Genomic DNA, 26,539 nt, shown 5'->3' with positions numbered 1-26,539 from the left:
GATGACATCTCAGGCTTCTCGCATCAAGGCGACCCTCGGACTGATCGCCACCATGCGGCGCGCAGGCCTGATCGCGCCCATGCGTCCCGACCGCTACCTGAGGATCGCCGCCGCCATGCGCCGCGAAGGCATGGGATTCACCTCCGGCTTCTCCGGTGCGGCGCAGCGCTGCCCGGACCGGCCGGGCCTGATCGACGAACTGGGCACGCTGACCTGGCGGCAGCTCGACGAGCACGGCAACGCACTGGCCTCCGCGCTGCAGGCCTTGCCGCGCAGCACACCCAGGGTCGTCGGCATCATGTGCCGCAATCATCGCGGGTTCGTCGAGGCGCTGTTGGCCGCCAACCGGATTGGCGCCGACGTCTTGTTACTCAACACCTCGTTCGCCGGCCCGGCACTCGCCGACGTGGTGACCCGGGAAAACGTCGACACCGTCATCTACGACGAGGAATTCACCGCGACGGTGGACGCCGCATTGGCGGAGAAACCGGACGCCACCCGCATCGTCGCGTGGGCCGGCGGAGAGCACGACCTGACGGTCGCGAAACTCATCGCCGCGCACACCGGGTTGCGGCCCGAGCGCACCGGCCGCAAGGGCAGGCTGATCCTGCTGACGTCGGGCACCACCGGAACACCCAAGGGCGCCAAGCACTCTGGCGGTGGAGTTGGCACGCTCAAGGGGATCCTGGACCGCACCCCGTGGCGGGCCGAGGAGCCCGTCGTGATCGTGGCGCCGATGTTTCACGCGTGGGGCTTTTCCCAATTGGTGCTCGCCGCGTCGATGGCCTGCACGGTGGTCACGCGGCGCAAATTCGACCCGGAGGCGACGCTGGACCTCATCGACCGCCACCGGGCGACGGGCCTGGCGGTCGTGCCGGTGATGTTCGACCGGATCATGGAGCTGCCCGCCGAGGTCCGTGACCGATACAGCGGCCGGACGTTGCGCTTCGCCGCGGCATCCGGTTCGCGGATGCGGCCCGACGTCGTCATCGCGTTCATGGACCGGTTCGGGGACGTGATCTACAACAACTACAACGCCACCGAGGCCGGCATGATCGCCACCGCCACGCCGGCGGACCTGCGCGTCGCGCCCGACACCGCGGGCCGACCCGCGGACGGAACCGAAATCCGCATCCTGGACTCGGAATTCAACGAAGTGCCCGTCGGCGAGGTCGGCGGCATATACGTACGCAACGACAGCCAATTCGATGGCTATACGTCCGGCACCTCAAAGGATTTCCACGCCGGCTTCATGCGCTCGGGCGACGTCGGTTACCTCGACGAAAACGGGCGGCTGTTCGTCGTCGGCCGCGACGACGAGATGATCGTCTCCGGCGGCGAGAACATATACCCGATCGAAGTGGAGAAGACGCTGGCGGCGCACCCCGAGGTGGCGGAGGCCGCGGTGATCGGCGTGGACGACGAGCAGTACGGCCAGCGGCTGGCGGCCTTCGTGGTGCTCGAGCCCGGTGGGTTGGCCACGCCGGAGACCCTCAAGCAACACGTCCGCGAGAACCTGGCCAACTACAAGGTGCCCCGCGACATCGCCATCCTCGACGAGCTTCCGCGCGGCAGCACCGGCAAGATCCTGCGCGCCGAACTGCAATCACGGGTGAGCGGCTGATGCGGCCGCTGCGGCGGCGCCCCCGGCCACTGGTGCGCGGAGCAGTCGAATTACTCAACGCGGCCAACGGATTACGCCCGCTCGTGCGCAAGGGCTACAGCACGGTCTTGGTGTTCTGGTTCGGCTGGCCGACGTCGGAGGTGCCGGGTATCTACTTGACCGCCTCGATCCTGGACGCCGTGCGCCGTGGCCGACGCGGCGACTTCGCCGGGCCGAAGGGAAAGGCGGCACTAGCCCTGACGGCCGCGTCCTGGGCGATCCTTGGGGTGATCCGCTACCGCGGCGTCACCACCCCGGGCCCGGTGCTGGAAGCGGGGCTCAGCGAAGGACTCGGAGCCGACTACGCCAAGGAGCTTGCCGCCCTGCCGACGCAACCGACCCGCCGGAACGGCATTGACCGGCGCAATCTCCCGTTGCGCACCACCGTGGCGCGCCGGCGCTACGTCGAGAAGACCAACATCGTGCGCTACGGCCCGCATGGGCGCGCCAACCTGGCCGACATCTGGCGGCGACGCGACCAGCCTCGCGACGGCAGGGCGCCGGTGCTGGTGCAGGTGCCCGGCGGCGCGTGGGTGCTTGGGTGGCGCCGCCCGCAGGCGTATCCCTTGATGAGCCACCTGGTTTCGCGCGGCTGGGTGTGCGTATCGCTGAACTACCGCGTCTCCCCGTGGCACACGTGGCCCGACCACATCGTCGACGTCAAACGCGCGCTGGCCTGGGTCAAGGACAACATCGCGGCCTATGGCGGGGACCCGAACTTCGTCGCGATCAGCGGCGGGTCCGCCGGCGGCCACCTGTCCGCCTTGGCGGCGCTGACCCCGGGCGACCCCATGTTTCAGCCGGGCTTCGAAGAAGCCGACACGTCGGTGGTGGCCGCCGTCCCGATATACGGGCGCTACGACTGGTTTTCCACCGAGGGCGAGGGGCGTCGCGAGTTCGTCGGTCTGCTCGAAAAGCTGGTCGTCAAACGGAAATTCAGCACCCACCGGCACATCTACGTCGACGCCTCTCCCATCACGCGTGTACACGCCGACGCACCACCGTTCTTTGTGCTGCACGGTCACGACGACTCCCTCATTCCGGTCGCCGAAGCCCGGGAGTTCGTCGACCAACTGAGGGCGGTGTCCAAGTCTCCGGTCGTATACGCCGGCCTGCCCAACGCCCAACACGCGTTCGATATCTTCGGCTCGTCGCGGGCGCATCAAGCCGCCGAGGCCGTGGCCCGGTTCTTGTCCTGGGTCTACGTGACCAGCCGCCCGCCCGATTAGCCATTTCGGCATCATCCGGCCACGACAGTTGTAGCGTCTTGGTGCGCGGTGATCGGTCCGGCCTGAGGAGGTCAGCGATGCCTTTTGTATTAGCGGCACCGGAAGCGTTTGCGGCGACGGCAACGGATTTGGTCAGCATCGGGTCGGCGCTGACCGCGGCCAGCAAGGCGGCGGCAACGGCCACCACCGGGGTGCCGACGGCGGGTGCCGACTAAGCGCCAATCCGGGTGCGCCTACAAGGATTCCGCGGCGCGCTCCAGTTCGGCCAGTGCCGGCTCGATGGCATCGGCCATCTCGTCGATGTCGTTGGCCACTTCGGGTGTGGTCACAAATCCGAAGTCCAGATAGTCCTGGTACGAGAAGCACGTGACATTCAGGGCCACGTCCATGACCGGCGGCCCTAAGGGGACCAGCGAATCCAGTTTGGCGCCCGCCATGTACAGCGGGAAAGGCGGACCCGGAACGTTGGACACGACGAGGTTGATGGGGGCCAGGTTGTGCGACAGCCCAGTTGCGGTATAGGCGCGGGCGGCCAGCTGCAGCAGGCCGGGTGGCGTGGTCTCGGTAAGCCCCATGATCTGATGCGCCGACAGCGCTTTGGCCATTTCCTTGGCGCTCTGGGTGCTCTCGTGGATCGCCTCGAGCCGCTCGGCGGGGCCTGCGATATGTGTTGCAAGGGACGCGGTCATCGAGCTGACCTGGTTCCCGACTTCGGACTTCGTCTCGTCCGTGCGGGTTGAGACGGGGATCTGCGCGATCAGCGGCTTGGCCGGCAGCTCGTCGCGCTTCTGCAAGTATTCCCGGGCCGCGCCGGCCACCAGCGCGAGCACGACGTCGTTGAGCTTGACGCCAAAGGCATCCTTGACGGCCTTGGCCCGGGCCAGTTCGACACGGGCGCCGGTAATGCGCCGGTGCGGCGACACGGGCGCGTTGAAGCGGGTCTTGGGCGCGTCGAAGTATCGCGGCGGCTTGCTGCGGATCCCGAGAACGGCGATCTGTTGACGCACGGTCTGTTCCAGCAGTCTGGCGATGCGGAACGGCGTCATGATTCCCACGTTGATCAGTGCGCTCACCGCGCGCTTCTCCAGGCCAGGCAGCTGGAATCCCACCAGCGATCCCACCGTCTCCTCTTGCGGCGGTCGCGGTTGGGGCGTGACGTCCAAAAGGATTTCGCCAAGCCCGGCGCCGGAGACCCCGTCGACGATGGCGTGATGCATCTTGGTCAGCGTCGCGATGTGGCCGCCCTCGACACCCTCGATGACCCATAGCTCCCACAGTGGCCGGGAGCGATCAAGCTTGTAGGACATCAGCCGGCCCACGAGCTCCTCGAGCTCGCGCCGCCCGCCGGGAGCGGGCACGCCGATGCGACGGACATGGAAGTCGATGTCCAGATCCTCGTCCTCGACGAACCACGGCCGGTCCAGCCCGAGCGGGGCACCGATCACCCGCCACCGCAGCTGCGGCAACTCCGGCAGTCGCTCGGCGATCAGTTCGCGGAGTCGCTGAAAGCTGTAGTCGGGAGCGTCGCTGGGATCGCAGATCGCCAGTGCACCCACATGCATATGCCAGCCGGCGGTTTCGGCAGACCAAAACGCCGCATCAACACTCGACAGCCGCTTCATCCCACGACCGTAGCCTTCTGTGCCCGCCGCGGCCAGTTCCGTTTCGTGTGTCCGAAGACGCCTGGCGCGAACTCGCTAACGAGGCGTGAGCCGCCCCGTGTCCTCGATCGATACCAACGTGCTGCTGTATGCCCAAAACCAGGATTGTCCCGAAAACGACGCCGCCACCGCGTTCCTCGTTGACTGCGCCGGCCGCACCGACGTCGCGGTCTGTGAGCTCGTGCTTACGGAGCTGTATCAATTGCTGCGGAACCCAGCGGTGCTGACGCGACCACTCGATGGCCCCGAGGCGGCAGAGGTCTGCCAGACGTTCCGCCGTAACCCGCGGTGGGCGATCATCGAGAACGCCCCGGTGATGAACGAAGTGTGGGTGCTGGCGGCCACCCCTGGAATTCCTCGCCGGCGCCCATTCGAAACCCGGCTGGCATTGGCGTTGCGCCACCACGGTGTCGACGAGTTCGCCACTCGAAACATCAACGACTTCACCGACTTCGGCTTCTCACGCGTGTGGGATCCGATCACGTCAAACCACTGACCGAGCGCGACGCCGCCGCACCACCGAGACCTTCGCGGCACGCATCGCCGTTAGGCGTCTTCCAGCAGATCCGGCGTCACCGCCGATTCGGTGTCGGGGATGCCTTCCGCCTTCGCCTTGCGATCGGCCATCGACAACAACCGCCGAATCCGGCCTGCCACAGCGTCTTTGGTCATCGGTGGGTCGGCGAGCCGACCCAGCTCCTCCAGCGACGCCTGCCGGTGCTCGACACGCAGCTTGCCGGCCGCGGCCAGATGATCGGGCACGGTATCGCCGAGTATTTCCAGTGCGCGCTCCACTCGCGCGGCCGCGGCGACCGCGGCCCGTGCCGAGCGACGCAGGTTGGCGTCGTCGAAATTGGCGAGCCGGTTGGCGGTCGCCCGCACCTCGCGACGCATCCGGCGCTCCTCCCAGACCAGCCGGGTGTCCTGGGCGCCCATGCGGGTCAGCAGTGCGCCGATCGCCTCACCGTCGCGCACCACCACGCGATCGGCACCGCGCACCTCGCGGGCCTTGGCGCTGACCCCGAGCCGGCGGGCCGCGCCCACCAGCGCCAGCGCTGCCTCCGGGCCCGGGCAACTGACCTCCAACGCCGACGAGCGCCCTGGCTCGGTAAGCGATCCGTGCGCCAAAAACGCTCCCCGCCAAGCGGCTTCGGCATCGGCGATGCTGCCGCCGACGACCTGGGCGGGCAGGCCGCGCACCGGGCGCCCGCGCATGTCGAGCAGCCCGGTCTGACGGGCCAGCGCCTCTCCGTCGTTGGCCACCCGCAGCACGTATCGGGTGCTCTTGCGAATCCCGCTGGCCGACAACACATGCACCACCGCGTTGTAGCCGTACAGCTCGAAGATGTCCTTGCGCAGCCGGCGTGCGATGCTGCCCAAATCCACCTCGGCCTCGACGACCACCCGGCCGCCCACGATGTGCAGCCCACCGGCGAACCTCAGCAGGGACGTCACCTCCGCGCGCCGCGCGCTGACCGATTTCACTACGAGGCGGCTCAGCTCGTCCTTGACGTCGGTCGTCATCGCCACGCTTCGTCACCCCTCGGTCCGTTGTCAGCCGGTCCATTCAAGCCGGTCTGTGGACGTTCACCATCGATCGGGATCTCCTCGGTGGACGTCGTCGTGGCCACCGCACGGTCCTTGTTGCCCACCCGCACCCCGTCCAGCGCCGCCGCCAGCTTGCCTGGGTCATGTAAAGGTGTACCAGGTCGGGCCACGTCGGCGAAGTGGACCCGGGCCTGCAGCAGTGTTGCGGTGCGGCGCAGGTGCTCCCGCTCGCGTTCACTCGGCACCCGTTCGGCGTCGATGATGATGTCGTGGACGGTGAATCCGGGCGCGTGTTGGGCCAGCACGTGTAGGTGACGCTCCACCGAGAAACCGGCCGTTTCCCCCGGCTCGGCAACCAGGTTGAGCACCAGGGCACGGCGGGCCGTGGTGGCCCGCAGCGCCGCGGCCAGGCCCGGCACCAGGACGTGCGGGATCACGCTGGTGAACCACGATCCGGGTCCCAGGACCACCAGGTCGGCGGCCATGATGGCGTCGACGGCCTGCCGGGTGGCGGGCGGGTCGGGGGGCAGCAGCCGCACCCGCCGCACCTTGCCGGGTGTGGTCGCGACCGCCACCTGACCGCGGATCAGCCGGAACATTCGCGGGTCGGCCTCCAGGCCGGACACGTCGGCCTCGATCTGCAGCGCGATCGGGCACATCGGCAGCACCCTGCCCTTGACGCCGAGGATGCGTCCGAGCTCGTCGAGGGCGGCGACCGGATCGGCCAGCACCTCATTGAGACCGGCCAGCATCAGGTTGCCGATCGGATGCCCCGCCAGGGCACCGCTGCCACCGAATCGGTGCTGCACGATGGTCGCCCACAGCCGTCCGTACGGGCTGTCGGATGCTAACGCCGCCAAGGCCATTCGCAAGTCACCCGGCGGCACCACGCCCAGTTCGCTGCGCAGCCGGCCCGAGGAGCCACCGTCATCGGCGACGGTCACCACAGCGGTGACGTGGGGGGTCAGCCGGCGGGCCGCCGACAGCGTTGCGTACAAGCCGTGTCCGCCGCCGAGAGCAACGATGTTGTGGCTCATTCGCGACCCAGATCACGGTGCAGCACCCGCACCGACAGCTGCAGATCGGACCGCAGCAGCCCCATCAAGGCTTCCGCGATCGCGACGCTGCGATGCTTGCCGCCGGTGCAGCCAATGGCGATCGTCATGTAACGCTTGCCCTCCCGGCGATAGCCGTCGACAACCAGGGATAGCAACCGATGGTAAGTCTCGAGGAATCCGGCCGCGCCGGGCTGGCTCAGCACGTAGTCGGCCACCGCGGGATCTTGGCCGGTAAGCGGACGCAACTCGTCGACCCAGTGCGGGTTGGGCAGAAACCGAACGTCCATGACCATGTCGGCGTCCATCGGCAGGCCGTACTTGAAACCAAAGGACTCGACGGTGACGCTGGTGGTCGCGGTGCCGTCGCCGCCGAAGGCGCGCTCGATGCTTTCCCTCAGGCCCCGCACCGACAGCGTGGACGTGTCGATGATCAGGTCGGCGGTGGCGCGAACCGGGGCCAGCATCCGGCGCTCGGCGGCGATGCCCTCGGCCAAGGTCTGCTCGCCCTGCAGCGGATGGCTGCGGCGATTCTGTTCGTAGCGGCGCACCAACATGTCGTCGGACGCCTCCATGAACACCACGCGCGGGGTGATGTTGCGGGTGGCCAGTTCGGTGCGCACCGAGTCGAGGTCGCCGGTGAATCCGCGCGATCGCACGTCCATCACCACCGCCAGCTGGGTGATCCGTGACCCGGCCGCCAGCCCGAAGTCCACCATCCGCGTGATCAGCTGGGGAGGCAGGTTGTCGGCGACATACCAGCCGAGGTCCTCGAGCACCTTGGCCGCCGTGCCCCGGCCGGCCCCGGACAGCCCGGTCACCAGGACGACGTCGATCCCGGCCGAGACATCCTCCGCGGTCATTCCGCGGCTCCAGATTCGGGTCGCAGCGCCTCGAGGACGGCAGTGGCCGTAGCCACACCAATGCCCGGAACGGCGGTGATCTGGTCGACGGTGGCCTCCTTGAGGCGGGCTATCGATCCGAAGTGCGCGACCAGCGCCTTGCGGCGATGCTCACCCAACCCGGACACCGAATCCAGCGCCGATGCGGTCATTCGCTTGGATCGCTTGCTGCGGTGATAAGTGATGGCGAAGCGGTGCGCCTCGTCACGCACCCGCTGCAGCAGATAAAGTCCCTCGCTGTTGCGCGGCATGATGATCGGGTCCGGTTCGGACGGCACCCACACCTCTTCCAGTCGCTTGGCCAGGCCGATCACCGCGACGTCGGTAATACCGAGCTCCTCGAGCACGGCGCTGGCCGCATTGACCTGCGGCGCGCCGCCATCGACGACGTACAGATTCGGCGGATAGGCAAATCGGCGTGATTTTCCTTCCGGGGAACCAATATTCGAGTCGTTCAGGTGCCGCAGGAACCGGCGCCGGGTCACCTCCGCAATGGAGGCGACGTCGTCGGAGCGCCCCTCCCCGGCAGCCTCCCGGATGCCGAAGTGGCGGTAGTCGGATTTGCGCGGCAGGGCGTCCTCGAAGACCACCAGGGAGCCCACCACGTCGGTGCCCTGGACGTGGCTAACATCAACACACTCGATCCGTAGCGGCGCCTCGAGCAACCCCAGGGCTTCCTGAATATTTTGCAACGCAGCCGATCTGGCGTTGAAGTCGCCGGCACGCTTCAGCTTGTGTTGCTGCAGCGCCTCTTTCGCGTTGCGCTGCACGGTTTCGGCCAGCGCCCGCTTGTCGCCGCGGCGCGGCACCCGCAGCGCGACCCGGGAGCCGCGCAGCCCGGACAGCCAGCTGGCCAACTCGTCGGCGTTGGACGGCAGACACGGCACCAACACCTCGCGCGGAACCGGGTTGACGGATTCGTCGGCGGCTTGGCCGCTTTGAAGGCCCAGCTCGGCCTGCTCGCCGTAAAACTGCGTCAGGAACTGCTCGACGAGTTGCTCTGTGTCAGATTCTCTTGGCCCGGATTCGCCTGGATCCCCGGGTTTTTCGACGATCCAGCCGCGCTGCCCACGCACCCGGCCGCCACGGACGTGGAACACCTGTACCGCCGCTTCGAGTTCGTCGTCGGCGAATGCCACCACGTCGGCGTCGGTACCGTCGCCGAGCACCACGGCCTGCTTTTCCATGGCCCGTTTCAGCGCGGACAGGTCGTCACGAAGCCGTGCGGCTCGTTCGAAATCGAGTTGCTCCGCGGCCACATTCATCTGCTGTTCCAGGTCGCGGGCGAACCGGTCGGTCTTGCCGGACAGGAAGTCGCAGAAGTCCGTCACGATCTGGCGATGCTGCTCGGCGCTGACCCTGCCGACACACGGAGCCGAACATTTGTCGATATAGCCGAGCAGGCAGGGACGATCGATCTGCTTGTGCCGCTTGAACACTCCCGCCGAACACGTTCGGGCCGGAAACACCCTGGTGAGCAGATCCAGCGTTTCCCGGATCGCCCATGCGTGCGAGTACGGCCCGAAATAGCGCACGCCCTTGCGCCGCGGACCCCGATAGACCATGAGCCGGGGAAACTCCTCGTTGAGGGTGACGGCCAGCACCGGATAGGACTTGTCGTCGCGGTAACGGACGTTGAACCGCGGATCGAACTCCTTGATCCAGTTGTACTCCAGCTGCAGCGCCTCGACCTCGGTGTTGACCACCGTCCACTCGACCTTGGCCGCGGTGGTCACCATCTGCCGGGTGCGCGCCGGCAAGCCGGCGACGTCGGCGAAGTACGACGTCAGCCGGCTGCGCAGGCTCTTGGCCTTGCCCACGTAGATGACTCGCCCGTGCGGATCGCGGAATCGGTACACGCCCGGCTCGACCGGGATGGACCCGGCCGCGGGGCGATATGTGGCGGGATCTGGCACGTATCCAGGCTAGTAGTCGCAGGAAGGGCGCTCAGAAAGCCGGGCTCGTCGGCATCGGCAGCGGGTCACGCGGGGTTCCGTGGCCGCTGGTGGCCGGCGCGGCTTAGCCGCTTTGACCGTCCTGCTTGAGCCCATGTCCACCGAAAAGGGTCGGGCGCATTCCGCAGCCGGGCGAAATGAGGACATTCCCCCTGTTGATAATTGACTAAGAATATCGTAGTTGACGACTACTAATTCTATCTGCAACAGTTGGAGAGCAGATTTGCGAAGGGCCATGGTGCCCAGCGTGTGCAGCTGGGCTGGGTTGGCCTTCCGAAGGGAGTTGACGATCTTGGCCACTGCATCGAATGCGGCAGTGATCTGCCTGCAGTCGTACCGGGCTTCGGCAGCCGTTCAGCGGCGCCTACGTCAACGCGGCGAAGACGCTCGGCGACGTACCCGCGCATATCTGTCCGGGGAGCTGCGGGCGCATCGGATTGGAACGCCACCGCCACAGCTATTGGCGACATGAGCGCGCCCGCCTTGGCTGCCCCGCAGGGGCAATCATCGAAGATGTCGCAATTTTGCAGTAGTCGCAGGGACAATGGTGATCGCCCGCTGATTCGTTCCCATCGGCGCCGGCAATACTCGGTCGTTGTCCCCGCCGTGGCAGCGATGTCGGTCCTGATTCTTGGGCCCGGGGTCCTCATCGGCATGTGGCTGCTGTTGCCCTGGCCGCCCAATGTGTTGACGTGGCCGTATCACCGGTCTTATTCGCTCGGTGACACACTATTGCTGCCGCTACTAACCGCCGCCTTGTTGACGCTCGGGCGAGGACAGCACGGACCAGACGCAAACAGGCCGTCGCGCCTGCCGGCGTTGGCCGCGACGGTCATTGCTGCGGCGCTGTCGAGTTGGGTCCAATACCAGTGGTGGGCCGACCCAACACCACCTCCGACGTGGTGGATAACGCCGGGACGACCCCATCACTTCACCGTCGCCGGAGCCTGGCATGCCGGTTTTTTTGTAGCCATGTCAGCAATTCTGGCGTATCTGGTCGTGAATATGCTGACAACCTGGGGGGCGCTGCGCGGCTCCGATCCTGCCGAATTGGATCGTCGGCTCGAGCACCCCGCATTCCCGACGTTCCTGTGTTGCGGCTTCACCTTTGCCGCGCTAGTCACGATGGATTCAATTCCGACGGCCAACACAACATCGAGTCACGCCAGTGTAAGCGTCTTGGCGGGGTCAATAGGCCTCACGCTTGCAGCGATGATCTATGCCGCGCGGGGCCACCTCATTCGTGGAGCATTTGCGGTTGCTTTGTCACTGATCACCACATTCACCATCACCGCGCTATGTCGCTCTTGGCCGCCCTCCGCGGGGGCGTGCCTGACCATGGTCGCTGTCCTAACCATGGCGAGCGGAATCTTCGTGCTAGGTCGCAGCCGCCGGTGGGCCGGTTGGCGTCGGGCCGCGGGGATGAGCTCCCGCTCCGCGCTGACCCTGCTGCCCACACGGGAGGCAAAACACCTGTCAATGTAGCCGAGCAGACAGGGCCTATCGATCTCGGAGCTTAGGCTCACGCAAGGCGATCCCACTCCTCGTCGACTCCACCGAAGGCGCAATTCAAGCCGATCACCTGCGTCCCGGGGTCCGTCACACCGTTGAGGATGTGGAGGCAGGTACCGAGGCTATCGGCAACCTGGCCGTTGGGCTGGATACTCCAATGCTGGTTGAGCCCGTTCATTTGACAGGGGATGACGGTCGCCAACCAACTGTTCACTGCGCCCACCGTCAAGCAAGCCCCGGGGAAGGCCACTCCAAAGAAGGGACCGTGACTACCCGACACCGTGCCCGGTCACGGAACGCTATCCCACTGTTGGTCGGGCGCTCCGGGGCTGCACCAGCGGGTGGACACCCAAGTCCCGGGACCCGGGCCGCCAAGAACGGCCAGGCAGCCACCAAGATCACTCGTAACCAGGCCGTTGGGCTGGATGGCCCACTTCTGGCTGATCCAATTGATACAAGGCTGCAGGCGCGCCCAGATGCCGTCACCTGGCACGTTCACGCACTCCGTGGGGAAGGCCACGCTCTCGATCTGACCGTCACCGGTGAGGTTCCACCGCTGAAAGTCCGTCCCATTGCAGGGGTTGATCACCAGCGGGGCAAACCAGCTCCCACTGGGGGCGTCCAGACAAACATCGCCCAATCGGCTCTTCAACTGGACCGGGCCGTCGGCACTGGCCGCGCCAGCGCTGAGCACCGCGACACCGAACACTGCGACGACCATGACAAGGGCCCGGCGAACACCGCCCAGCAACCGCGATTCATCCATTCCAGCTGCATCCTCTCATCGGGGTCGACCGCACGCACCACATGCGGCGCGGTCGACTGCCGTCGGCAATCATAGCGTCGATCAGCGCAGGTCCGGCCGATAACGGGCCAGCAGCGAGCGCACGGTGTCCATGGCCCGCACGGCGTGCTCCTTGTCGACGGCCTGGATCGCCAACAACGGGATGTACTCGTCGCCGGGCAGCTCGATCCGTGCCCACCGGCTGCCCGACGGAAACGACACGCCGACCACATCGGACCACGGAACGAGCTTGTCGTCCAACAGATTACGCACCGAAAGCCCGGCAGCGCCCACCCGTAGTCGAGGCCTGGTGAACAACAGCACGGCGCCAGCGAATATCAGACCCAGCGCCGCGAACGCCACCTGATCCGCGGCCTGGAAGATCACCCCGCTGGACTTGATCTTGAGGAGCAAGCCCACCGTGATATGTGCCGCCGCGATTAGGAACGCTGCGGCGTAAGCACATAACGGCGTCCGGCGGGAACGCAGCACGACATCCCAGTCGCCCCGGTCCGATTTGACAGTCACGACCGAGCGCGCAGGTCGCGTAGGGTCAGCGCGGTGGTCAGGGCGGCCGCCGTCGCCTGGGCGCCCTTGTCCTCGGCCGACGTCGGAAGCCCAGCGCGATCCAGCGCCTGCTCCTCGGTGTCGGTGGTCAGCACCCCGTTGCCCACCGGTATCGAGGCGTCCAGTGAGACCCGAGTCAAGCCTTGGGTTACCGCATCGCACACGTAGTCGAAATGCGGTGTCTGCCCGCGTATCACGACACCCAGCGCAACAACGGCATCATGGTTGCGGGCCAACTCCTGGGTCACCACCGGAATCTCGATGGCGCCGAGCACCCGTACCACCGTCGGGTTGTCAATACCGGACTCGGCGGCCACCTTCCGCGCGCCGTCCAGCAGCGCGTCGCAGATCTCGCTGTGCCAGGTGCTGGCGACGATACCGAGCCGCACACCGGACGCGTCGATCGCCGGCATGTCCGGCACACCGGCGCCACCGCTCATTTGCGCCGTCCCCCACACGTGGGAGGTACCCCCACTCTCCCGCAAGCGGGCGGTGCCCCCACCGCATCGCCCCCGGCGCCGCCGCTCACAAAGCACCGCCGAATTCACCCGGCAGGTGGACGGATTCGTGAAAATCGTCCAGGCCGGCCAGGTCGTGGCCCATCTTGTCGCGCTTGGTCATCAAATAGCGAATGTTCTCCGCGTTGGCCCGCACCGGCAGCGGCACCCGCTCGATGATGTGCAGCCCGTACCCATCCAGCCCGACCCGCTTGGCCGGGTTATTGGTCAGCAGCCGCATCGAACGGACCCCGAGGTCGACGAGAATCTGGGCACCTATGCCGTAATCCCTTGCGTCGGCCGGCAATCCGAGCCTGAGGTTGGCATCCACGGTATCGGCGCCGGCGTCCTGCAACTGGTAGGCCTGCAGTTTGTGCATCAGGCCGATGCCGCGGCCCTCGTGGCCGCGCATGTACAGCACGACGCCCCGCCCCTCGCGCGCGACCATCGCCATCGCGGCGTCCAGCTGAGGACCGCAATCACACCGGCGGGAGCCGAACACGTCACCGGTCAGGCACTCCGAGTGCACCCGGACCAGCACGTCGTCGCCGTCGGCGTTGGGCCCGGCGATCTCGCCGCGCACCAGCGCGACATGCTCGACGTCCTCGTAGATGCTGGTGTAGCCGATCGCGCGAAACTCGCCGTGGCGAGTCGGGATCCTCGCCTCGGCGACGCGCTCGATGTGCTTCTCGTGCTTGCGGCGCCATTCGATCAGGTCGGCAATCGTGATCAGCGCAAGGCCGTGCTCGTCGGCGAAGACCCGCAATTCGTCGGTCTGGGCCATCGAGCCCTCGTCCTTTTGGCTGACGATCTCGCAGATCGCGCCCGCGGGTTGCAGCCCCGCCATCCGGGCCAGATCGACCGCGGCCTCCGTGTGGCCGGGCCGCCGCAACACGCCGCCATCCTTGGCCCGCAGCGGAACCACGTGGCCGGGGCGGGTGAAATCGTCGGCAATGCTGGACGGATCGGCCAACAACCGCATCGTGGTGGCTCGGTCGGAGGCCGAAATCCCTGTTCCGACGCCGTTTCTCGCATCGACCGTGACGGTGTAGGCGGTCCCGTGCTTGTCCTGGTTCACCGCGTACATCGGCAACAAGCCCAGCCGGTCGCAAATCGCGCCGTCCAGCGGCACGCAGAGATAGCCCGACGTGTACCGGACCATGAAGGCCACCAGCTCCGGTGTCGCCTTTTCGGCGGCGAAGATCAGGTCGCCCTCGTTCTCCCGATCCTCGTCATCGATGACGACGACGGCCTTGCCCGCCGCAATGTCGGCAACCGCCCGTTCGACGGAGTCCAGTCTCGTCATCGTTGCTACCTTGCTGTCAGACCGGCTCACACGCAAAGCCGGCGCGTTTGCCTACAGTATGAACCACCGGGCCGCCGCGGGCATTGGCTCTGCTCAGCAACGGGAGGCGCCCGCCAGGCGGGTCATTCGGCCCTCTGCAGCAGCCGTTCCACATACTTCGCGATCACATCGACCTCGAGGTTGACCCGCGTTCCCACCGGGGCCGAACCCAACGTGGTCAGCTCCCGGGTCGTGGGGATCAGCGACACCTCGAACCAGTCGCGGGGTTCGGCGCCCAGCCCGGAGACCGTCAGGGAAATCCCGTCGACGGTGATCGACCCCTTCTCGACGACATAACGCGCCACCGCCGCCGGCATCTCGATCCGCACCACCTCCCAATGCTCCGCCGGGGTGCGCGCCACGACCTCGCCGGTGCCGTCCACATGCCCCTGCACGATGTGCCCGCCGAGCCGGCTGTTCAGCGCTGCCGCGCGCTCCAGGTTCACCCGGCTGCCGGGCCGCAATGCGCCCAGGTTGGAACGGTTCAGCGTCTCGGCCATGACATCGGCGCTGAATCGGCCGTCGGGCAGCACCTCGACGACGGTCAGGCACACGCCGTTGACGGCAATCGAATCCCCGTGGCCCGCATCGGCGGTCACGGTGGGGCCGCGGATGATCAGGCGCGCGGCGTCGGCGAGGGCGTCCCTTTCGGTCACCTCTCCGAGTTCCTCGACAATTCCGGTGAACATCGGACCAGGTTAATGACTAGTCCCGAGAACCCGCACCCCACTCGTTCCCCGACGCGCTCCCGGGCACCCTCTACGATGCAGGGTATGCAGACCCCCGGACGTCACTGCCGTCTCTTCGCCGTCCTCGCCGCCCTGGGCATCGCCGCCTCCCTGGTTGCCGGCTGCTCGTCGGGCTCCAAGCAGAGCGGCGGCCCACTCCCCGACGCGGCGACTCTGGTCAAGCAGGCCACCGATGCCACCAAGAACGTCAAGAGTGCGCACCTGGTGTTGACGGTGAAAGGCAAGATTCCGGGGTTGTCCCTCAAGACGCTGACCGGTGACCTGACCACGACGCCGAACACCGCGGCGAAAGGAAACGCCACGATCACGCTCGGTGGGTCCGATATCGATGCCGACTTCGTGGTCGCCGACGGAAATCTGTTTGCCACCCTCACCCCGAACAAGTGGAGCGATTTCGGTCCGGCCGCCGATATCTACGACCCGTCGCAGATCCTGAACCCCGACGTCGGCCTGGCCAACGTACTGGCGAACTTCACCGACGCCAAGGCCGAGGGCCGCGACACCATCAACGGCCAGAGCGCCGTCCGCATCAACGGAAAGGTTTCGGCCGCGGCGGTGAATCAGATTGCCCCGCCGTTCAATGCGACGCAACCGGTGCCGGCCACCGTCTGGATCCAGGAAACCGGCGATCACCAGCTGGTGCAGGCCATGTTGGACAAGGGGTCGGGCAATTCCGTCCAGATGACCTTGTCGAATTGGGGCGAGCAGGTCCAGGTCACCAAGCCTCAGGTCAGCTGATGACGATGCGGGCAGGACGCCGAGTCGCAATCAGCGCGGGCAGCCTCGCGGTGCTGCTGGGTGCCCTCGACACCTATGTCGTCGTCACCATCATGCGCGACATCATGAATGACGTCGGCATCCCGGTTAACCAGCTGCAGCGGATCACCTGGATCGTCACGATGTACCTGCTGGGCTACATCGCCGCGATGCCGCTGCTGGGCCGGGCTTCCGATCGGTTCGGCCGCAAGCTGCTGCTGCAGGTCAGCCTGGCGCTGTTCATGGTGGGTTCGGTGGTCACCGCTCTGGCCGGGCACTGGGGCGATTTCCACCTGCTGATCGCCGGCCGGACGATACAGGGTTTGGCCAGCGGCGCGCTGTTGCCGGTCACGCTTGCTCTGGGCGCCGATTTGTGGGCGCAGCGCACCCGCGCCGGCGTGCTGGGCGGCATCGGTGCCGCACAGGAACTCGGCAGCGTGCTGGGCCCGTTGTACGGCATCTTCATCGTCTGGCTGTTCCGCGAGTGGCAATACGTGTTCTGGATCAACGTCCCGCTGACCCTGATCGCCATGGCGATGATCCATTTCAGCCTGCCGTCGCACGACCGCAGCGCCAATCCCGAGAAGGTCGACATCGTCGGTGGTGTGCTGCTGGCGATCGCGCTGGGGCTTGCGGTCATCGGGCTGTACAACCCCGAACCCGACGGCAAACAGGTGCTACCGAGCTATGGCTTGCCCTTGGTGATCGGCGCGATCGTTACCGCGGTGGTTTTTGTGATCTGGGAGCGCTTTGCGCGCACCCGGCTGATCGAACCCGCCGGGGTGCACTTCCGGCCGTTCCTTTCGGCGCTGGGTGCTTCCGTCGCGGCCGGCGCGGCGCTGATGGTGACCCTGGTCGATGTCGAACTGTTCGGTCAGGGCGTGCTGCAGATGGACCAGACTCAAGCGGCCGGGCTGCTGCTGTGGTTCCTGATCGCCCTGCCGATAGGGGCGCTGGCGGGCGGCTGGATCGCCACCAGGGCGGGCGACCGTGCGACGACGTTCGTCGGACTGCTCATCGCGGCGTATGGCTACTGGCTTATTTCGCACTGGCGAGTCGGCTTGCTCGACCAAAAGCACAACATCTTCGGATGGGTAACCCTGCCGGCAATGCGCGCCGACCTGCTGGTCGCGGGGCTGGGACTGGGCCTGGTGATCGGGCCGTTGTCGTCGGCCACCCTGCGGGTTGTCCCGGCCGCCCAGCACGGCATCGCCTCGGCGGCGGTGGTGGTGGCCCGGATGACCGGCATGCTGATCGGCGTGGCCGCGCTGAGCGCCTGGGGCTTGTACCGGTTCAACCAGATCCTGGCCGGCCTGTCGGCCGCGATCCCGCCCAACGCCACCCTGCTGGAACGCCTGGCCGCGCAGGGACACATGTACGTGCATGCGTTCGCGTTGATGTACGGCGACATATTCAAGGTCACCGCCGTCGTCTGTGTGGCGGGAGCGCTGCTGGGTCTCCTGGTCAGCGGCCGCAAGGAGCATGCGGACGAACCGGAAGTCCCCGAGCAACAGGCCGTCGCGCCTCAAAGCGCCTAGCGCGCCACCAGGCTGAGCAGCAGATCCGGGCCCACCTGCTCGACGCTGTCGAACTGCCACCGCAACGCGTGCGCGATGCTGGACACCCCCACGTCGTCGACCGCGCTGACGGGGCCGCCCAGCAGGATCGGCGCGACATAGGCCAGGATCCGGTTGATCGCCCCGGCCCGCAAGAAGGCACCCGCCAGCGTGGGGCCACCCTCCAGCATCACGTCGGTGCGGTCCGACAGTGCCCTGAGCACCTCCACGGGCTCATGGGTGCGGATCACCATGGTGCGCGAATCGTCGTTGAGAACTTTTGCTTCCGGCGGCACGTCACGCATGCCCACCACCACACGCAGCGGTTGGCGCTCGGCCAGCGAACCGTCGGGCAATCGGGCGGTCAGGGCCGGATCGTCGGCCAAAACGGTGCCGGTGCCGACGATGATCGCGTCGGCGATGGCCCGGCGGCGATGCAGGTCGGCGCGCGCCGCCTCGCTCGAGATCCATTGGCTGGATCCGTCCGCGGCGGCGCTGCGGCCATCGATACTGGTGGCGTATTTCCACGTCACATGCGGCAACCCGGTCCGCTGCTTGTGCAGCCACTCCCGCAGCGGTCCCGCCATCACCTCGTTGGCGAGGATGCCGGATCGCACCTGCACACCGGCCGCTTTGAGCCGTCCCGACCCGCCGCCGGCGATCGCGTTTGGGTCATCGACGGCGTAGATCACCGTGCCCACCCTGGCTTCGATGAGGGCGTTCACGCAGGGCGGCGTCTTGCCGAAATGGTTGCACGGCTCGAGGGTGACCACCGCGATGCCGCCCGCCGCTAACCGACCGGCCCGGCGCAGCGCCATCACCTCGGCGTGGTCACCGCCGGCGGGCTGGGTGGCGCCCACCCCAACGACGCGGCCGTCGGGGTCCACGATCACGGCGCCGACCGGCGGGTTCGGATAAGTGCTGCCCTTGACCCGGTTGGCTTGCTCGATGGCCAGCCGCATCGCGGCATCGACGCTGTTGACCGACTGCGGCTGGTCCTGCGGCTGGTTCATGGGCGTAGATGCGCTGACGCGGCACCGGCCTGGCGCCGGAGTGCCTCCACCGCGGCCTGCGGGTCGGCCGCACCGTAGACCGCCGATCCGGCGACAAAACAGTCGACACCGGCCTCGGCGGCCTGTTCGATCGTGTCCTCGTTGATACCGCCGTCGATCTCCACCAGGATCGTCAACTCACCCGCATCGACCATCTTGCGCACGGTACGCACCTTGCTGAGCACCTCGGGGATGAAACTCTGGCCACCGAAGCCGGGCTCGACCGACATCACCAGGAAAGTATCGAAGTGCCGCAGGACCTCGAGATAGGGCTCCAGCGGTGTCCCCGGCTTGATGCTGAGCCCCGCTTTGGCACCCGCGGCGCGGATGTCGCGAGCCACCGCGATCGGATTGTCGGTCGCCTCGGCGTGGAAGGTGACGTTGTAGGCGCCCGCTTCGGCGTACGGCGGTGCCCACCGGTCGGGGTTGTCGATCATCAGGTGACAGTCCATCGGGATGCTGGTGGCGGCCAGCAGGCTCTGCACCACCGGCAGGCCGATCGTCAAGTTCGGCACGAAGTGGCCGTCCATCACGTCGACGTGCAACCAGTCGGCACCCGGCACCGCGGCCGCTTCGTTGGCCAGCCGGGCGAAATCGGCGGCCAGGATCGACGGCGCAATCAACGGACCCCCCGTGCTGCGAGCCATGAGCGACAGACTACTGGCGGCGCAGCGCGGCGGCGAACATGGCGTCGGTGCCGTGGCGGTGCGGCCAAAGTTGTACCTGGGGACCATCGCCAAGACCTTCGACGACCGGCTCGAACAACGGCCGGGTATCCAGCGCGGACACCGGATGACGGCGCAGCGCGTCGGCGATGACCCCGACGGTTTCGGCCAGGTGCGGCGAGCAGGTGGCATAGAGCACCACGCCGCCGGGCCGCGTCAGCGCGATCGCGGCCGCCAGCAGCTCACGTTGCAGCTTGACCAGCGCCCCCACATCGGCCGGCTGACGCCGCCAGCGGGCTTCCGGCCGACGACGCAAGGCACCCAGCCCGGTACAGGGAGCGTCGAGGAGCACCCGGTCGAAGATTGGCTGCAGATCGGTGTGCCGCCCGTCGATCCGCAACACGTCGACCCTCAGCCCCCGGGTGTTGTCGGCTACCAGGTCCGCGCGGTGCGGCGACGGCTCGACCGCGGTGATCCGGGCCCCGGATCGCGCGCCTAGCGCGGCCAGCAGCGCGGTCTTGCCGCCCGGCCCGGCACACAGGTCCAGCCAACGTCCGGTGTCGCCGTCGACCGGGGCCAGCGTCAGCGCCCGCGCCACCAATTGGCTGCCCTCGTCCTGGACCAGGGCCCGGCCCTCGCGCACCGGCGCCAGCCGTGCGGGGTCACCGCCCGGCAGGTACACCGCGTACGGCGAATACCGGCCGACGGTGCCGTGCACGGCGTGCGCCAATTCGGTGGCGGTCAGCGCCCCGGGGCGCGCCGCCAGATGCACCTGCGGCCGTTGGTCGTCGCTGGCCAGCAACGCGTCAAGTTCTGTGGCCGCCGCGCCCAGCGCGTCGGCGAAGGCCTGGGCGATCCAGCGTGGGTGGGCGTGCACGAACGCGGTGTGCCCGATCGGATCTCGCGCCGGGTCGGGGGCCAACTCGTCCACCCAGGAGCGCTCGTCTCGCGCGGCGACGGTGCGCAGCACGCCGTTGACGAAACCCGCTCGCGCCGAGTCGAATTCGATGCCGGCCGCATCGACGGTGGTGGACACCGCGGCGTGGGCGCCGACCCGGGTGCGCAGCAGCTGGTAAACGCCGAGCCGGAGCAGGTCGAGCAGGGCCGGATCGATCGCCCCCGGCGAGCGTCCGGCGGCCGCACCGATGACCGCGTCCAGTAGGCCCCGGGTGCGGCAGGCGCCGTAGGCCAGCTCGGTGGCGAACGCGGCGTCGCGGCCGGTGATACCGCGTTCACGCAGCAGGGCGGGCAGCACCAGGTTTACGAAGGCGTCGCGCTCGGTGACCGCCCGCAGCGCGTCGAACGCCGCGCGACGCGCCGGGTCCAGCCGTTTGCGGCGCGGCTCGTATGACTTACGGGTCATGACGCCCGTGCGTCGGGGCCGAGGCGGGCACCACGCGCCCAGTCCGCAGCGTTCATCGGTTTCTTTCCGGGCGGCTGAATCTGGCCCAGCCGCACCGGTTCCGAGCCGGTACCGATCCATACGCTCCGGCGGTCGACGTGAATACCGCCGGGCGGCAAGCGTTCTGGTGACCCCGAATCGAGCTGTACCGGTCCGAGTTTGACCCGCAGGTCACCGATGAGCGTCCAGGCGCCCGGGTTGGGCGTGACCGCACGGATCCGGCGTTCGACGACCGGCGCCGGCAGGTCCCAGCGCACCCGGGCCCGCTCCACCGTGATTTTCGGCGCAATACTGATCCCCTCCGCCGGTTGCGGTCGAGGCGTCAATGTTCCGTCGGCAATGCCGTCCAGCGTGGTCGCCAGCAGCGCCGCCCCCGAAATCGCCAGTCGCTCAAGCAGATCGCCGGCGGTATCGGCCGGGTGGATCGTCTCGGTGACGACTCCGTACACCGGTCCGGAGTCCAAACTCGGCTCGATCAGGAACGTGGTGGCTCCGGTGATCGTGTCCCCCGCGGCGATCGCGGCCTGTACCGGTGCCGCGCCGCGCCAAGCCGGCAGCAGCGAGAAATGCAGGTTCACCCAGCCACGCGGGGGCACGGCGAGCAGCGGGTCGCCGAGCAGCGCGCCGTAAGCCACCACCGCACAGCATTCCGGCGCCAACTCCGACAGTTCGGCGACGAACTCTGGCGAGTTCGGCCGCGCGGGCCGCAACAAGGGAATGCCGCGGTCGAGCGCCTCGCGGGCCACCGGCGACGGCTGCGGCTTGCCCTGCCGGCCGGAGGCGGCGTCGGGCCGGCTCAGCACCGCGATCACCTCGTGGCGGGGGGAGTCGAACAGGCGACGCAGGGCGGGCAGCGCGGGCTCGGGGGTGCCGGCGAAGATGAGACGCACCGACCCAGTCTAGGAACGTGACACGCACCACATGCCCAACCGAGCCCGCACGATGGACATGTACAGTTGCAAATGCATACTGTTTTCAGTGGGCATTTTCTAACTCAGCCGAAGGCCGGACCCGAACTTCCCACGCGCCGACGACGACGAGGTCGAGTAGCGCAGCCCCTTTCCCCCACATCTGTAGGAGATCCGATGACTCTCGACACGTCGATCCGCGAAGATCAAACGCTCGCCGCCACGCATCGCGCGATGTGGGCGCTGGGCGACTACGCCCTGATGGCCGAGGAGGTGATGGCCCCGCTCGGCCCAATCCTGGTCGCCGCCACGGGCATTGGACCGGGCGTTCGGGTGCTCGACGTCGCCGCCGGCTCGGGCAACATCTCGCTTCCCGCCGCCAAGACCGGGGCGACGGTTGTTTCCACCGACCTGACACCGGAACTGCTGCAGCGGTCGGCGGCCAGGGCCACCGAGCTGGGGTTGACACTGGACTACCAGGAAGCCAACGCGCAAGCCCTGCCGTTTGGCAACGACGAGTTCGACACCGTCATCTCGGCGATCGGTGTGATGTTCGCGCCGGATCACCAATGCGCGGCCGACGAGTTGGTGCGGGTCTGCCGCCCGGGCGGGACGATCGGCGTTATCAGCTGGACATCGGAAGGATTCTTCGGCAGGATGCTGGCCACCATCAGGCCATACCGGCCAAGCCTGTCGGCGGCGCTGCCCCCCTCGGCGCTGTGGGGACGGGAGGCCTACGTCAGCGGGCTGCTGGGCGATCGAGTCACCGGCGTCACGATGGAGCGCGGACTGCTCGAGGTCAACCGGTTCGACACCGCCCAGGCCGTGCACGACTACTTCAAGGAACATTACGGCCCGACGATCGAAGCCTACGCAAACATCGGTGACAACTCGGTGTTGGCAGCAGAGCTCGACAGACAGCTCGTCGAACTCGCCGAGGAATACCTGATGGGCGGCGTCATGCAATGGGAGTACCTGCTTCTCACCGCGCAAAAGCGATGAGTCAGACCCCCTGATCTCAGTGAGTCCGGCCCAGTTCTGAGTTCAGGGACGCCGAGCCCGTGCCGGGCCGCCGCATCGGCTTGGCACGGGCTCGTTCCGCGATCGGCGAGCTTTAGATGGCGTCCACCTCGACGTGCGCGTCCGGCTCACCGCCGGCGACGGTGAACGCCGTCAGGGCACGCACCAAACCGTGACGTTCCGGCCGGGGCATCTTTTCCACGATGCGCGCGATCTCGGCGCGCCGGTGGGCGGTGACCTGCCGGACGACGTCTCGTCCGCGCTTGGTCAGCGCCGCGAGCAATTCGCGCCGAGACGTCGGGTGCGGTAGGCGGTCGATCAACCCGGCGCTGACCAGCCGGTCGACCATGCGTCCGGTGGCCGACGGCTGCACACCCAGCAGGGTTGCCAGCGTGGCCAGGTTCACCGGACCGCGGTTGGACAGGATCACCAGGGTTCGGAATTGCGGGATGGTGATGTTTTCGTCGACTTGGGCAATCGAGTGAGCCGAGATCGCTACCAGCAATCGGGACGCTGTTAATAAAGCATCGGTGATCGCGTCCAGTGATTCGCTGGCTGCCGTCGCATTCTCCACCGCCATAATTTGGGCCCCCTTCCCCGGACCTCGTCCCGGCCGTGAACTTCGTCGTCGCACAACACGGGATATAGCTAGGAAAGTGTAACAGCCACAATGGTAGACATTGATTATTTCCTACGTATACTGTCGTCCAGCGGGCATGATCGGAACGGGTTAGTCGCAATTTCCTGCCCCGCGCCGCCGACGACGACGTCGAAGTTAAAAGCCCCTCTTTTTAACTTGTGCAGGAGATCTGATGGCTATCGACACGCCCATCAGCGAGCGCCAGGCACCGGCGACCACGCATCGGGACATGTGGGCGCTCGGCGACTACGCGGTCATCGCCGATGAGGTCCTGGCGCCTCTCGGTCCAATCCTGGTCTCCACCAGCGGTATTCGTCCCGGCGACCGCGTGCTTGACGTGGCCGCCGGCTCGGGCAACGTGGCGATCCACGCGGCGATGGCGGGCGCCCATGTCATTGCCAGCGACCTGACACCGGAACTGTTGCGCCGAGCCCAAGGCAGGGCCGCGGCGGCGGGTCTCGAGCTCGGCTGGCGGGAAGCCAACGCCGAAGCCCTACCGTTCGGCGCCGCCGAGTTCGACGCGGTCCTCTCGGCGATCGGAGTGATGTTCGCGCCGCGTCAGCAGCGCGCTGCCGACGAGCTGGCCCGGGTGTGTCGTCGCGGTGGCAAGATTGCCGCGATCAGCTGGACACCCGAAGGCTTCTATGGCCAGATGTTGTCCACCATCAGGCCGTACCGTCCGACCTTGCCGGCGGGAGCACCCCCGGAGGTGTGGTGGGGACGCGAAGACCACGTGACTGACCTGTTTCGCGACCACGTCACCGACGTGCGCACTCAGCGCGGCTCGTTGCGGGTGGACCGATTCGGCTCCGCCGAACAGTGCCGCGACTATTTCAAGAGCTACTACGGCCCGGTCATCAATGCCTACCGCAACATCGCCGACGACGCGGAGCTCGTTACCACACTCGACGCCGACCTGGCCGAACTCAGCCGTAAGTACCTGAAGGACGGCGTCATGGAGTGGGAATACCTGATTTTCACGGCTCGGAAGGCGTGATAACAGCGGTCAGCCCCCGGTCAGCCAATGTGCAGCGGGTCGACCTGTACCCGGACCGGCTGGTGGGCTTGCCGGGCACTGAGCACACCGATGCCGCGCCGCAGGCTTGCAGCCAGCTGAAGGCCCTGCTCACGGCGGACCCGCACCAACATCCTGGTCACCCGCGTATCGGCGGGCGTGCCGGCCGGGCGGCGGACGCCCGGCGGCAGATCCACCGGGCCAAGCAGCTCCGCGCCGTCGGGCAACCGGGCCTCCTCCAACAGAGCGGTCACGTTGCCGGCGGGGCCATCTAGGGTTGCAACGTGCACACTCGGCGGCAGGCCGACCTCGGTGCGCGCCACCAGGTCGGCCTCCGCGTGACCCGCCGGATCCCACCGGATCAGCGATTGCACCGTCGGGATCGACGATTCCGCGACCACGGTCACCACGCCGCCCTGGCCGCGCGCCCGCACCAGCGCGGCCGCGCTCATCCAGCGCCACAGGGTGTCCTCGGCCGCCCGTAGGTCTTGTCGGCCCAACAGCGCCCACGTATCCAGCAGCAGCGCCGCCCCGTACCCTCCCGACGCGCGGGGTTCAGCCCCCGGCGTGGCGACCACAAGCGCCGGGCGGGCGGCGACCTCGGCCACAATGGCGTCGCCCGCCGAGGTAACCACGGCCGTACCCGGGAACGCCCTGCCGAGCTCTTCGGCAGTGCGTCGGGCCCCGACGACCACGGCACGCACGGCATCCGAACCGCAGCGCGCGCACCGTATCGTCGGATCCACGCGGCCGCACCAGCGGCAGAGCATGCCGGGCGCGCCGCGGTCCACCATCGACAACGGACCCGTGCAGCGCCTGCAGCGGGCGATCGCGCGGCAGCGCCCGCAGGCCAGCGAAGGAATGTACCCGCGCCGGGGCACCTGCACCAGCACCGGCGCCCCGGCCTCTAGCGCCGAGCGGGCGGCGCGCAGCGCGATGGACGGCAGTCGCGCCGTGCGGGCCGCCGGGTCGCGTTCGTCGGCGTATCCGCTGTCGTCGAGGGCGACCACCCGCGGGGTGCGGGCGCGCACCACCTGCCGAACCGCGACTATGTCGTGCGCCCAGCCGCTGCGCACCAGAGCGTGCGCTTCGGCGGTCCGGGCGTAGCCTCCGATCAGCACCGCGCACCGGGCTTGATGGGCGCGCAGCATGGCCACCTCCCGGGCGTGCGGATAGGGGGCCCGCGGCTCGGCCAGGCTGTCGTCGGCATCAGACCAGACCATGACCAGGCCCAGGTCACTCAGCGGCGCGAACACCGCACTGCGGGTGCCGATCACCAGCCGCGCGCTCCCCCGCAACGCCGCCAGCCAACGCCGATACCGCGCGGCCGGCCCCAGGCCCGCCGACAGTGCCACCACGCTCGGCTCGTCGAAACAGGTCGTCGCGGCCTGCCACAGCGTCTCCAGATCCCGCTGATCGGGCACGATCGCCAATGCGGTGCGCCCCGCCCGTACGGTTTGCGCGGCGGCCTCGGCGAATCGGTCCGCCCACCGCTCGCCCGGCAGCGCCTGCCAGACGGCCCGGGCCGCCCGCGCCTCGGCCAGCGCGGTCAGGAACTGACCACCGCGGCCGTAAACCTCCCAGCCGGACGGGTCGACCGGCGCTGGAAGCGACGGGACCGACCGGTCTGGAGCCGCCGTGATTTCCCGCTCCACTTTGGCGTGCCGCGGCGGCACGGCCAGGCGCAACACGTCCGGGCGGGTCCCCGCGTAGCGCGCCGCCACCGCGTCCACCAGTCGGCGGATTTCCGGGGTGAGCACAGGTTCGGCGGACACGACGCGATCCAGCCAGCCGAGCTTTCCGGGGTGATCGGTGTCGTGGCGGCGCTCCAGCACAAACCCCTCGACCAGCCGGCCATGGAACCGCACCCGCACCCGAACCCCCGGCTGGGCATCGTCGGACTGCTCGGGGGACACCAAGTAGTCGAACTCGCGATCCAGGTGCGGCACGGACAGCATCGGCAGCACCCGCGCGATCGGTTCGACTTCGATAGGGGATGGACCGCGAGATACGCTGCTAGACAACATGTTTGCTTCCAGGACGTCGAGTGTGAAAGCG

25 protein-coding genes are annotated in these 26,539 nt (G+C 67.8%); 8 read left to right on the top strand and 17 right to left on the bottom strand.

The window, feature by feature from the left end; translation table 11 throughout:
* The first annotated feature begins 1 nt into the window (after position 1).
* From fadD12 to G6N24_RS06320, 3 genes are all read left to right on the top strand, one after another.
* A complete protein-coding gene (fadD12, locus tag G6N24_RS06330; protein WP_085158816.1) occupies positions 2–1,624 on the top strand; it encodes an acyl-CoA ligase FadD12 in 1,623 nt (540 codons plus the stop codon).
* The gene (locus G6N24_RS06325) at positions 1,624–2,892 is read left to right on the top strand and encodes an alpha/beta hydrolase (RefSeq protein WP_085158813.1); all 1,269 of its coding nucleotides are present in this window, start codon (positions 1,624–1,626) and stop codon (positions 2,890–2,892) included. Before fadD12 ends, G6N24_RS06325 begins: the two co-directional genes overlap by 1 nt.
* Before the next feature lie 77 nt (positions 2,893–2,969).
* Entirely contained in the window at positions 2,970–3,107 is a 138-nt protein-coding gene (locus G6N24_RS06320; RefSeq protein ID WP_085158811.1) for a PE domain-containing protein, read from the top strand.
* An 18-nt stretch (positions 3,108–3,125) separates the two neighbouring features.
* On the opposite strand, the gene G6N24_RS06315 is transcribed toward G6N24_RS06320, so the two are convergent.
* Positions 3,126–4,514 (bottom strand): WS/DGAT/MGAT family O-acyltransferase, encoded by a 1,389-nt coding sequence (locus tag G6N24_RS06315; protein ID WP_085158809.1) that lies wholly within the window; start codon positions 4,512–4,514, stop codon positions 3,126–3,128.
* Between the two features lie 97 nt (positions 4,515–4,611).
* Here G6N24_RS06315 and G6N24_RS06310 point away from each other — a divergent pair, with 97 nt between their 5' ends.
* Positions 4,612–5,049: a type II toxin-antitoxin system VapC family toxin gene (locus G6N24_RS06310; protein WP_085158807.1), complete on the top strand. Its 438-nt coding sequence runs from the start codon at positions 4,612–4,614 to the stop codon at positions 5,047–5,049.
* Positions 5,050–5,099: 50 nt separating this feature from the next.
* On the opposite strand, the gene whiA is transcribed toward G6N24_RS06310, so the two are convergent.
* The 10 genes from whiA to G6N24_RS06260 all read right to left on the bottom strand — a co-directional run bounded on the left by whiA (position 5,100) and on the right by G6N24_RS06260 (position 15,407).
* A complete protein-coding gene (gene whiA, locus G6N24_RS06305) occupies positions 5,100–6,077 on the bottom strand; it encodes a DNA-binding protein WhiA (RefSeq protein ID WP_139822286.1) in 978 nt (325 codons plus the stop codon).
* The gene (gene yvcK / locus G6N24_RS06300; RefSeq protein WP_085158803.1) at positions 6,074–7,138 is read right to left on the bottom strand and encodes a uridine diphosphate-N-acetylglucosamine-binding protein YvcK; all 1,065 of its coding nucleotides are present in this window, start codon (positions 7,136–7,138) and stop codon (positions 6,074–6,076) included. The genes whiA and yvcK overlap by 4 nt, the downstream gene beginning before the upstream one ends.
* Positions 7,135–8,019 carry an RNase adapter RapZ gene (gene rapZ / locus G6N24_RS06295; RefSeq protein ID WP_085158801.1) on the bottom strand — a complete coding sequence of 295 codons (885 nt, stop codon included), beginning with the start codon at positions 8,017–8,019 and terminating at the stop codon, positions 7,135–7,137. The genes yvcK and rapZ overlap by 4 nt, the downstream gene beginning before the upstream one ends.
* Complete coding sequence (gene uvrC / locus G6N24_RS06290) at positions 8,016–9,974, bottom strand: excinuclease ABC subunit UvrC (protein WP_085158799.1); 1,959 nt, start codon at positions 9,972–9,974, stop codon at positions 8,016–8,018. The genes rapZ and uvrC overlap by 4 nt, the downstream gene beginning before the upstream one ends.
* 1,561 nt (positions 9,975–11,535) lie before the next feature.
* Complete coding sequence (locus G6N24_RS06285) at positions 11,536–11,739, bottom strand: hypothetical protein (protein ID WP_139822282.1); 204 nt, start codon at positions 11,737–11,739, stop codon at positions 11,536–11,538.
* Positions 11,740–11,814: 75 nt separating this feature from the next.
* Positions 11,815–12,291 carry an Rv1419 family lectin gene (locus G6N24_RS06280; protein WP_085158793.1) on the bottom strand — a complete coding sequence of 159 codons (477 nt, stop codon included), beginning with the start codon at positions 12,289–12,291 and terminating at the stop codon, positions 11,815–11,817.
* Positions 12,292–12,372: 81 nt separating this feature from the next.
* Positions 12,373–12,837 carry a PH domain-containing protein gene (locus G6N24_RS06275; RefSeq protein WP_085158790.1) on the bottom strand — a complete coding sequence of 155 codons (465 nt, stop codon included), beginning with the start codon at positions 12,835–12,837 and terminating at the stop codon, positions 12,373–12,375.
* Positions 12,834–13,316, bottom strand: coding sequence for a 6,7-dimethyl-8-ribityllumazine synthase (gene ribH / locus G6N24_RS06270; RefSeq protein ID WP_085158787.1), 483 nt, complete (start codon positions 13,314–13,316; stop codon positions 12,834–12,836). Before ribH ends, G6N24_RS06275 begins: the two co-directional genes overlap by 4 nt.
* 85 nt (positions 13,317–13,401) lie before the next feature.
* The gene (locus tag G6N24_RS06265) at positions 13,402–14,679 is read right to left on the bottom strand and encodes a bifunctional 3,4-dihydroxy-2-butanone-4-phosphate synthase/GTP cyclohydrolase II (RefSeq protein WP_085158785.1); all 1,278 of its coding nucleotides are present in this window, start codon (positions 14,677–14,679) and stop codon (positions 13,402–13,404) included.
* A gap of 122 nt (positions 14,680–14,801) precedes the next feature.
* Positions 14,802–15,407, bottom strand: a complete 606-nt coding sequence (locus G6N24_RS06260) for a riboflavin synthase (RefSeq protein ID WP_085158783.1) — start codon at positions 15,405–15,407, stop codon at positions 14,802–14,804.
* An 84-nt stretch (positions 15,408–15,491) separates the two neighbouring features.
* Here G6N24_RS06260 and G6N24_RS06255 point away from each other — a divergent pair, with 84 nt between their 5' ends.
* Both G6N24_RS06255 and G6N24_RS06250 read left to right on the top strand, forming a co-directional pair.
* On the top strand, positions 15,492–16,205 hold the full coding sequence (locus tag G6N24_RS06255) for an LppX_LprAFG lipoprotein (protein ID WP_085158781.1): 714 nt from the start codon (positions 15,492–15,494) through the stop codon (positions 16,203–16,205).
* 5 nt (positions 16,206–16,210) lie between these two features.
* Positions 16,211–17,761 carry an MFS transporter gene (locus G6N24_RS06250; RefSeq protein WP_139822285.1) on the top strand — a complete coding sequence of 517 codons (1,551 nt, stop codon included), beginning with the start codon at positions 16,211–16,213 and terminating at the stop codon, positions 17,759–17,761.
* On the opposite strand, the gene ribD is transcribed toward G6N24_RS06250, so the two are convergent.
* Genes ribD through fmt form a run of 4 tightly spaced genes read right to left on the bottom strand, consistent with a single transcriptional unit; the run spans position 17,758 to position 21,788 of the window.
* Positions 17,758–18,792 (bottom strand): bifunctional diaminohydroxyphosphoribosylaminopyrimidine deaminase/5-amino-6-(5-phosphoribosylamino)uracil reductase RibD, encoded by a 1,035-nt coding sequence (ribD, locus tag G6N24_RS06245; protein ID WP_085158777.1) that lies wholly within the window; start codon positions 18,790–18,792, stop codon positions 17,758–17,760. The genes G6N24_RS06250 and ribD overlap by 4 nt on opposite strands.
* Complete coding sequence (gene rpe / locus G6N24_RS06240) at positions 18,789–19,487, bottom strand: ribulose-phosphate 3-epimerase (RefSeq protein ID WP_139822284.1); 699 nt, start codon at positions 19,485–19,487, stop codon at positions 18,789–18,791. Before rpe ends, ribD begins: the two co-directional genes overlap by 4 nt.
* A 1-nt stretch (position 19,488) precedes the next feature.
* The gene (locus G6N24_RS06235) at positions 19,489–20,859 is read right to left on the bottom strand and encodes an RsmB/NOP family class I SAM-dependent RNA methyltransferase (protein WP_085158773.1); all 1,371 of its coding nucleotides are present in this window, start codon (positions 20,857–20,859) and stop codon (positions 19,489–19,491) included.
* Positions 20,856–21,788, bottom strand: a complete 933-nt coding sequence (gene fmt / locus G6N24_RS06230; RefSeq protein ID WP_085158771.1) for a methionyl-tRNA formyltransferase — start codon at positions 21,786–21,788, stop codon at positions 20,856–20,858. Before fmt ends, G6N24_RS06235 begins: the two co-directional genes overlap by 4 nt.
* Positions 21,789–21,983: 195 nt before the next feature.
* On the opposite strand from fmt, the gene G6N24_RS06225 reads away from it, so the two are divergent.
* Positions 21,984–22,808: a class I SAM-dependent methyltransferase gene (locus G6N24_RS06225; protein ID WP_085158769.1), complete on the top strand. Its 825-nt coding sequence runs from the start codon at positions 21,984–21,986 to the stop codon at positions 22,806–22,808.
* Between the two features lie 112 nt (positions 22,809–22,920).
* Here G6N24_RS06225 and G6N24_RS06220 read toward each other — a convergent pair whose 3' ends face one another.
* Positions 22,921–23,406: a MarR family transcriptional regulator gene (locus G6N24_RS06220; RefSeq protein ID WP_085158767.1), complete on the bottom strand. Its 486-nt coding sequence runs from the start codon at positions 23,404–23,406 to the stop codon at positions 22,921–22,923.
* A 232-nt stretch (positions 23,407–23,638) separates the two neighbouring features.
* Here G6N24_RS06220 and G6N24_RS06215 point away from each other — a divergent pair, with 232 nt between their 5' ends.
* Positions 23,639–24,463 (top strand): class I SAM-dependent methyltransferase, encoded by an 825-nt coding sequence (locus G6N24_RS06215; RefSeq protein WP_085158765.1) that lies wholly within the window; start codon positions 23,639–23,641, stop codon positions 24,461–24,463.
* A gap of 20 nt (positions 24,464–24,483) precedes the next feature.
* Here the strand turns inward: G6N24_RS06215 and G6N24_RS06210 are convergent, their stop codons facing one another.
* Entirely contained in the window at positions 24,484–26,508 is a 2,025-nt protein-coding gene (locus G6N24_RS06210; protein ID WP_179963472.1) for a primosomal protein N', read from the bottom strand.
* Positions 26,509–26,539: the final 31 nt, after the last annotated feature.

The organism is Mycobacterium lacus (assembly GCF_010731535.1).
Classification (GTDB): domain Bacteria; phylum Actinomycetota; class Actinomycetes; order Mycobacteriales; family Mycobacteriaceae; genus Mycobacterium; species Mycobacterium lacus.
The sequence above is the reverse complement of the archived record's forward strand: the minus strand, read 5'-3'. Positions and strand labels throughout refer to the sequence as shown.

Excerpts from the sequence above, each read along its gene's own strand:
- G6N24_RS06315 (WP_085158809.1), bottom strand. The coding sequence starts at position 4,514 with ATGAAGCGGCTGTCGAGTGTTGATGCGGCGTTTTGGTCTGCCGAAACC.
- G6N24_RS06250 (WP_139822285.1), top strand. The coding sequence starts at position 16,211 with ATGCGGGCAGGACGCCGAGTCGCAATCAGCGCGGGCAGCCTCGCGGTG.
- G6N24_RS06260 (WP_085158783.1), bottom strand. The coding sequence starts at position 15,407 with ATGTTCACCGGAATTGTCGAGGAACTCGGAGAGGTGACCGAAAGGGAC.
- G6N24_RS06235 (WP_085158773.1), bottom strand. The coding sequence starts at position 20,859 with ATGACCCGTAAGTCATACGAGCCGCGCCGCAAACGGCTGGACCCGGCG.
- G6N24_RS06265 (WP_085158785.1), bottom strand. The coding sequence starts at position 14,679 with ATGACGAGACTGGACTCCGTCGAACGGGCGGTTGCCGACATTGCGGCG.
- whiA (WP_139822286.1), bottom strand. The coding sequence starts at position 6,077 with ATGACGACCGACGTCAAGGACGAGCTGAGCCGCCTCGTAGTGAAATCG.
- G6N24_RS06320 (WP_085158811.1), top strand. The coding sequence starts at position 2,970 with ATGCCTTTTGTATTAGCGGCACCGGAAGCGTTTGCGGCGACGGCAACG.
- rapZ (WP_085158801.1), bottom strand. The coding sequence starts at position 8,019 with ATGACCGCGGAGGATGTCTCGGCCGGGATCGACGTCGTCCTGGTGACC.
- fadD12 (WP_085158816.1), top strand. The coding sequence starts at position 2 with ATGACATCTCAGGCTTCTCGCATCAAGGCGACCCTCGGACTGATCGCC.
- G6N24_RS06220 (WP_085158767.1), bottom strand. The coding sequence starts at position 23,406 with ATGGCGGTGGAGAATGCGACGGCAGCCAGCGAATCACTGGACGCGATC.
- ribD (WP_085158777.1), bottom strand. The coding sequence starts at position 18,792 with ATGAACCAGCCGCAGGACCAGCCGCAGTCGGTCAACAGCGTCGATGCC.
- ribH (WP_085158787.1), bottom strand. The coding sequence starts at position 13,316 with ATGAGCGGTGGCGCCGGTGTGCCGGACATGCCGGCGATCGACGCGTCC.
- G6N24_RS06255 (WP_085158781.1), top strand. The coding sequence starts at position 15,492 with ATGCAGACCCCCGGACGTCACTGCCGTCTCTTCGCCGTCCTCGCCGCC.
- G6N24_RS06215 (WP_085158765.1), top strand. The coding sequence starts at position 23,639 with ATGGCTATCGACACGCCCATCAGCGAGCGCCAGGCACCGGCGACCACG.
- G6N24_RS06210 (WP_179963472.1), bottom strand. The coding sequence starts at position 26,508 with ATGTTGTCTAGCAGCGTATCTCGCGGTCCATCCCCTATCGAAGTCGAA.
- G6N24_RS06225 (WP_085158769.1), top strand. The coding sequence starts at position 21,984 with ATGACTCTCGACACGTCGATCCGCGAAGATCAAACGCTCGCCGCCACG.
- G6N24_RS06280 (WP_085158793.1), bottom strand. The coding sequence starts at position 12,291 with ATGGATGAATCGCGGTTGCTGGGCGGTGTTCGCCGGGCCCTTGTCATG.
- yvcK (WP_085158803.1), bottom strand. The coding sequence starts at position 7,138 with ATGAGCCACAACATCGTTGCTCTCGGCGGCGGACACGGCTTGTACGCA.
- G6N24_RS06325 (WP_085158813.1), top strand. The coding sequence starts at position 1,624 with ATGCGGCCGCTGCGGCGGCGCCCCCGGCCACTGGTGCGCGGAGCAGTC.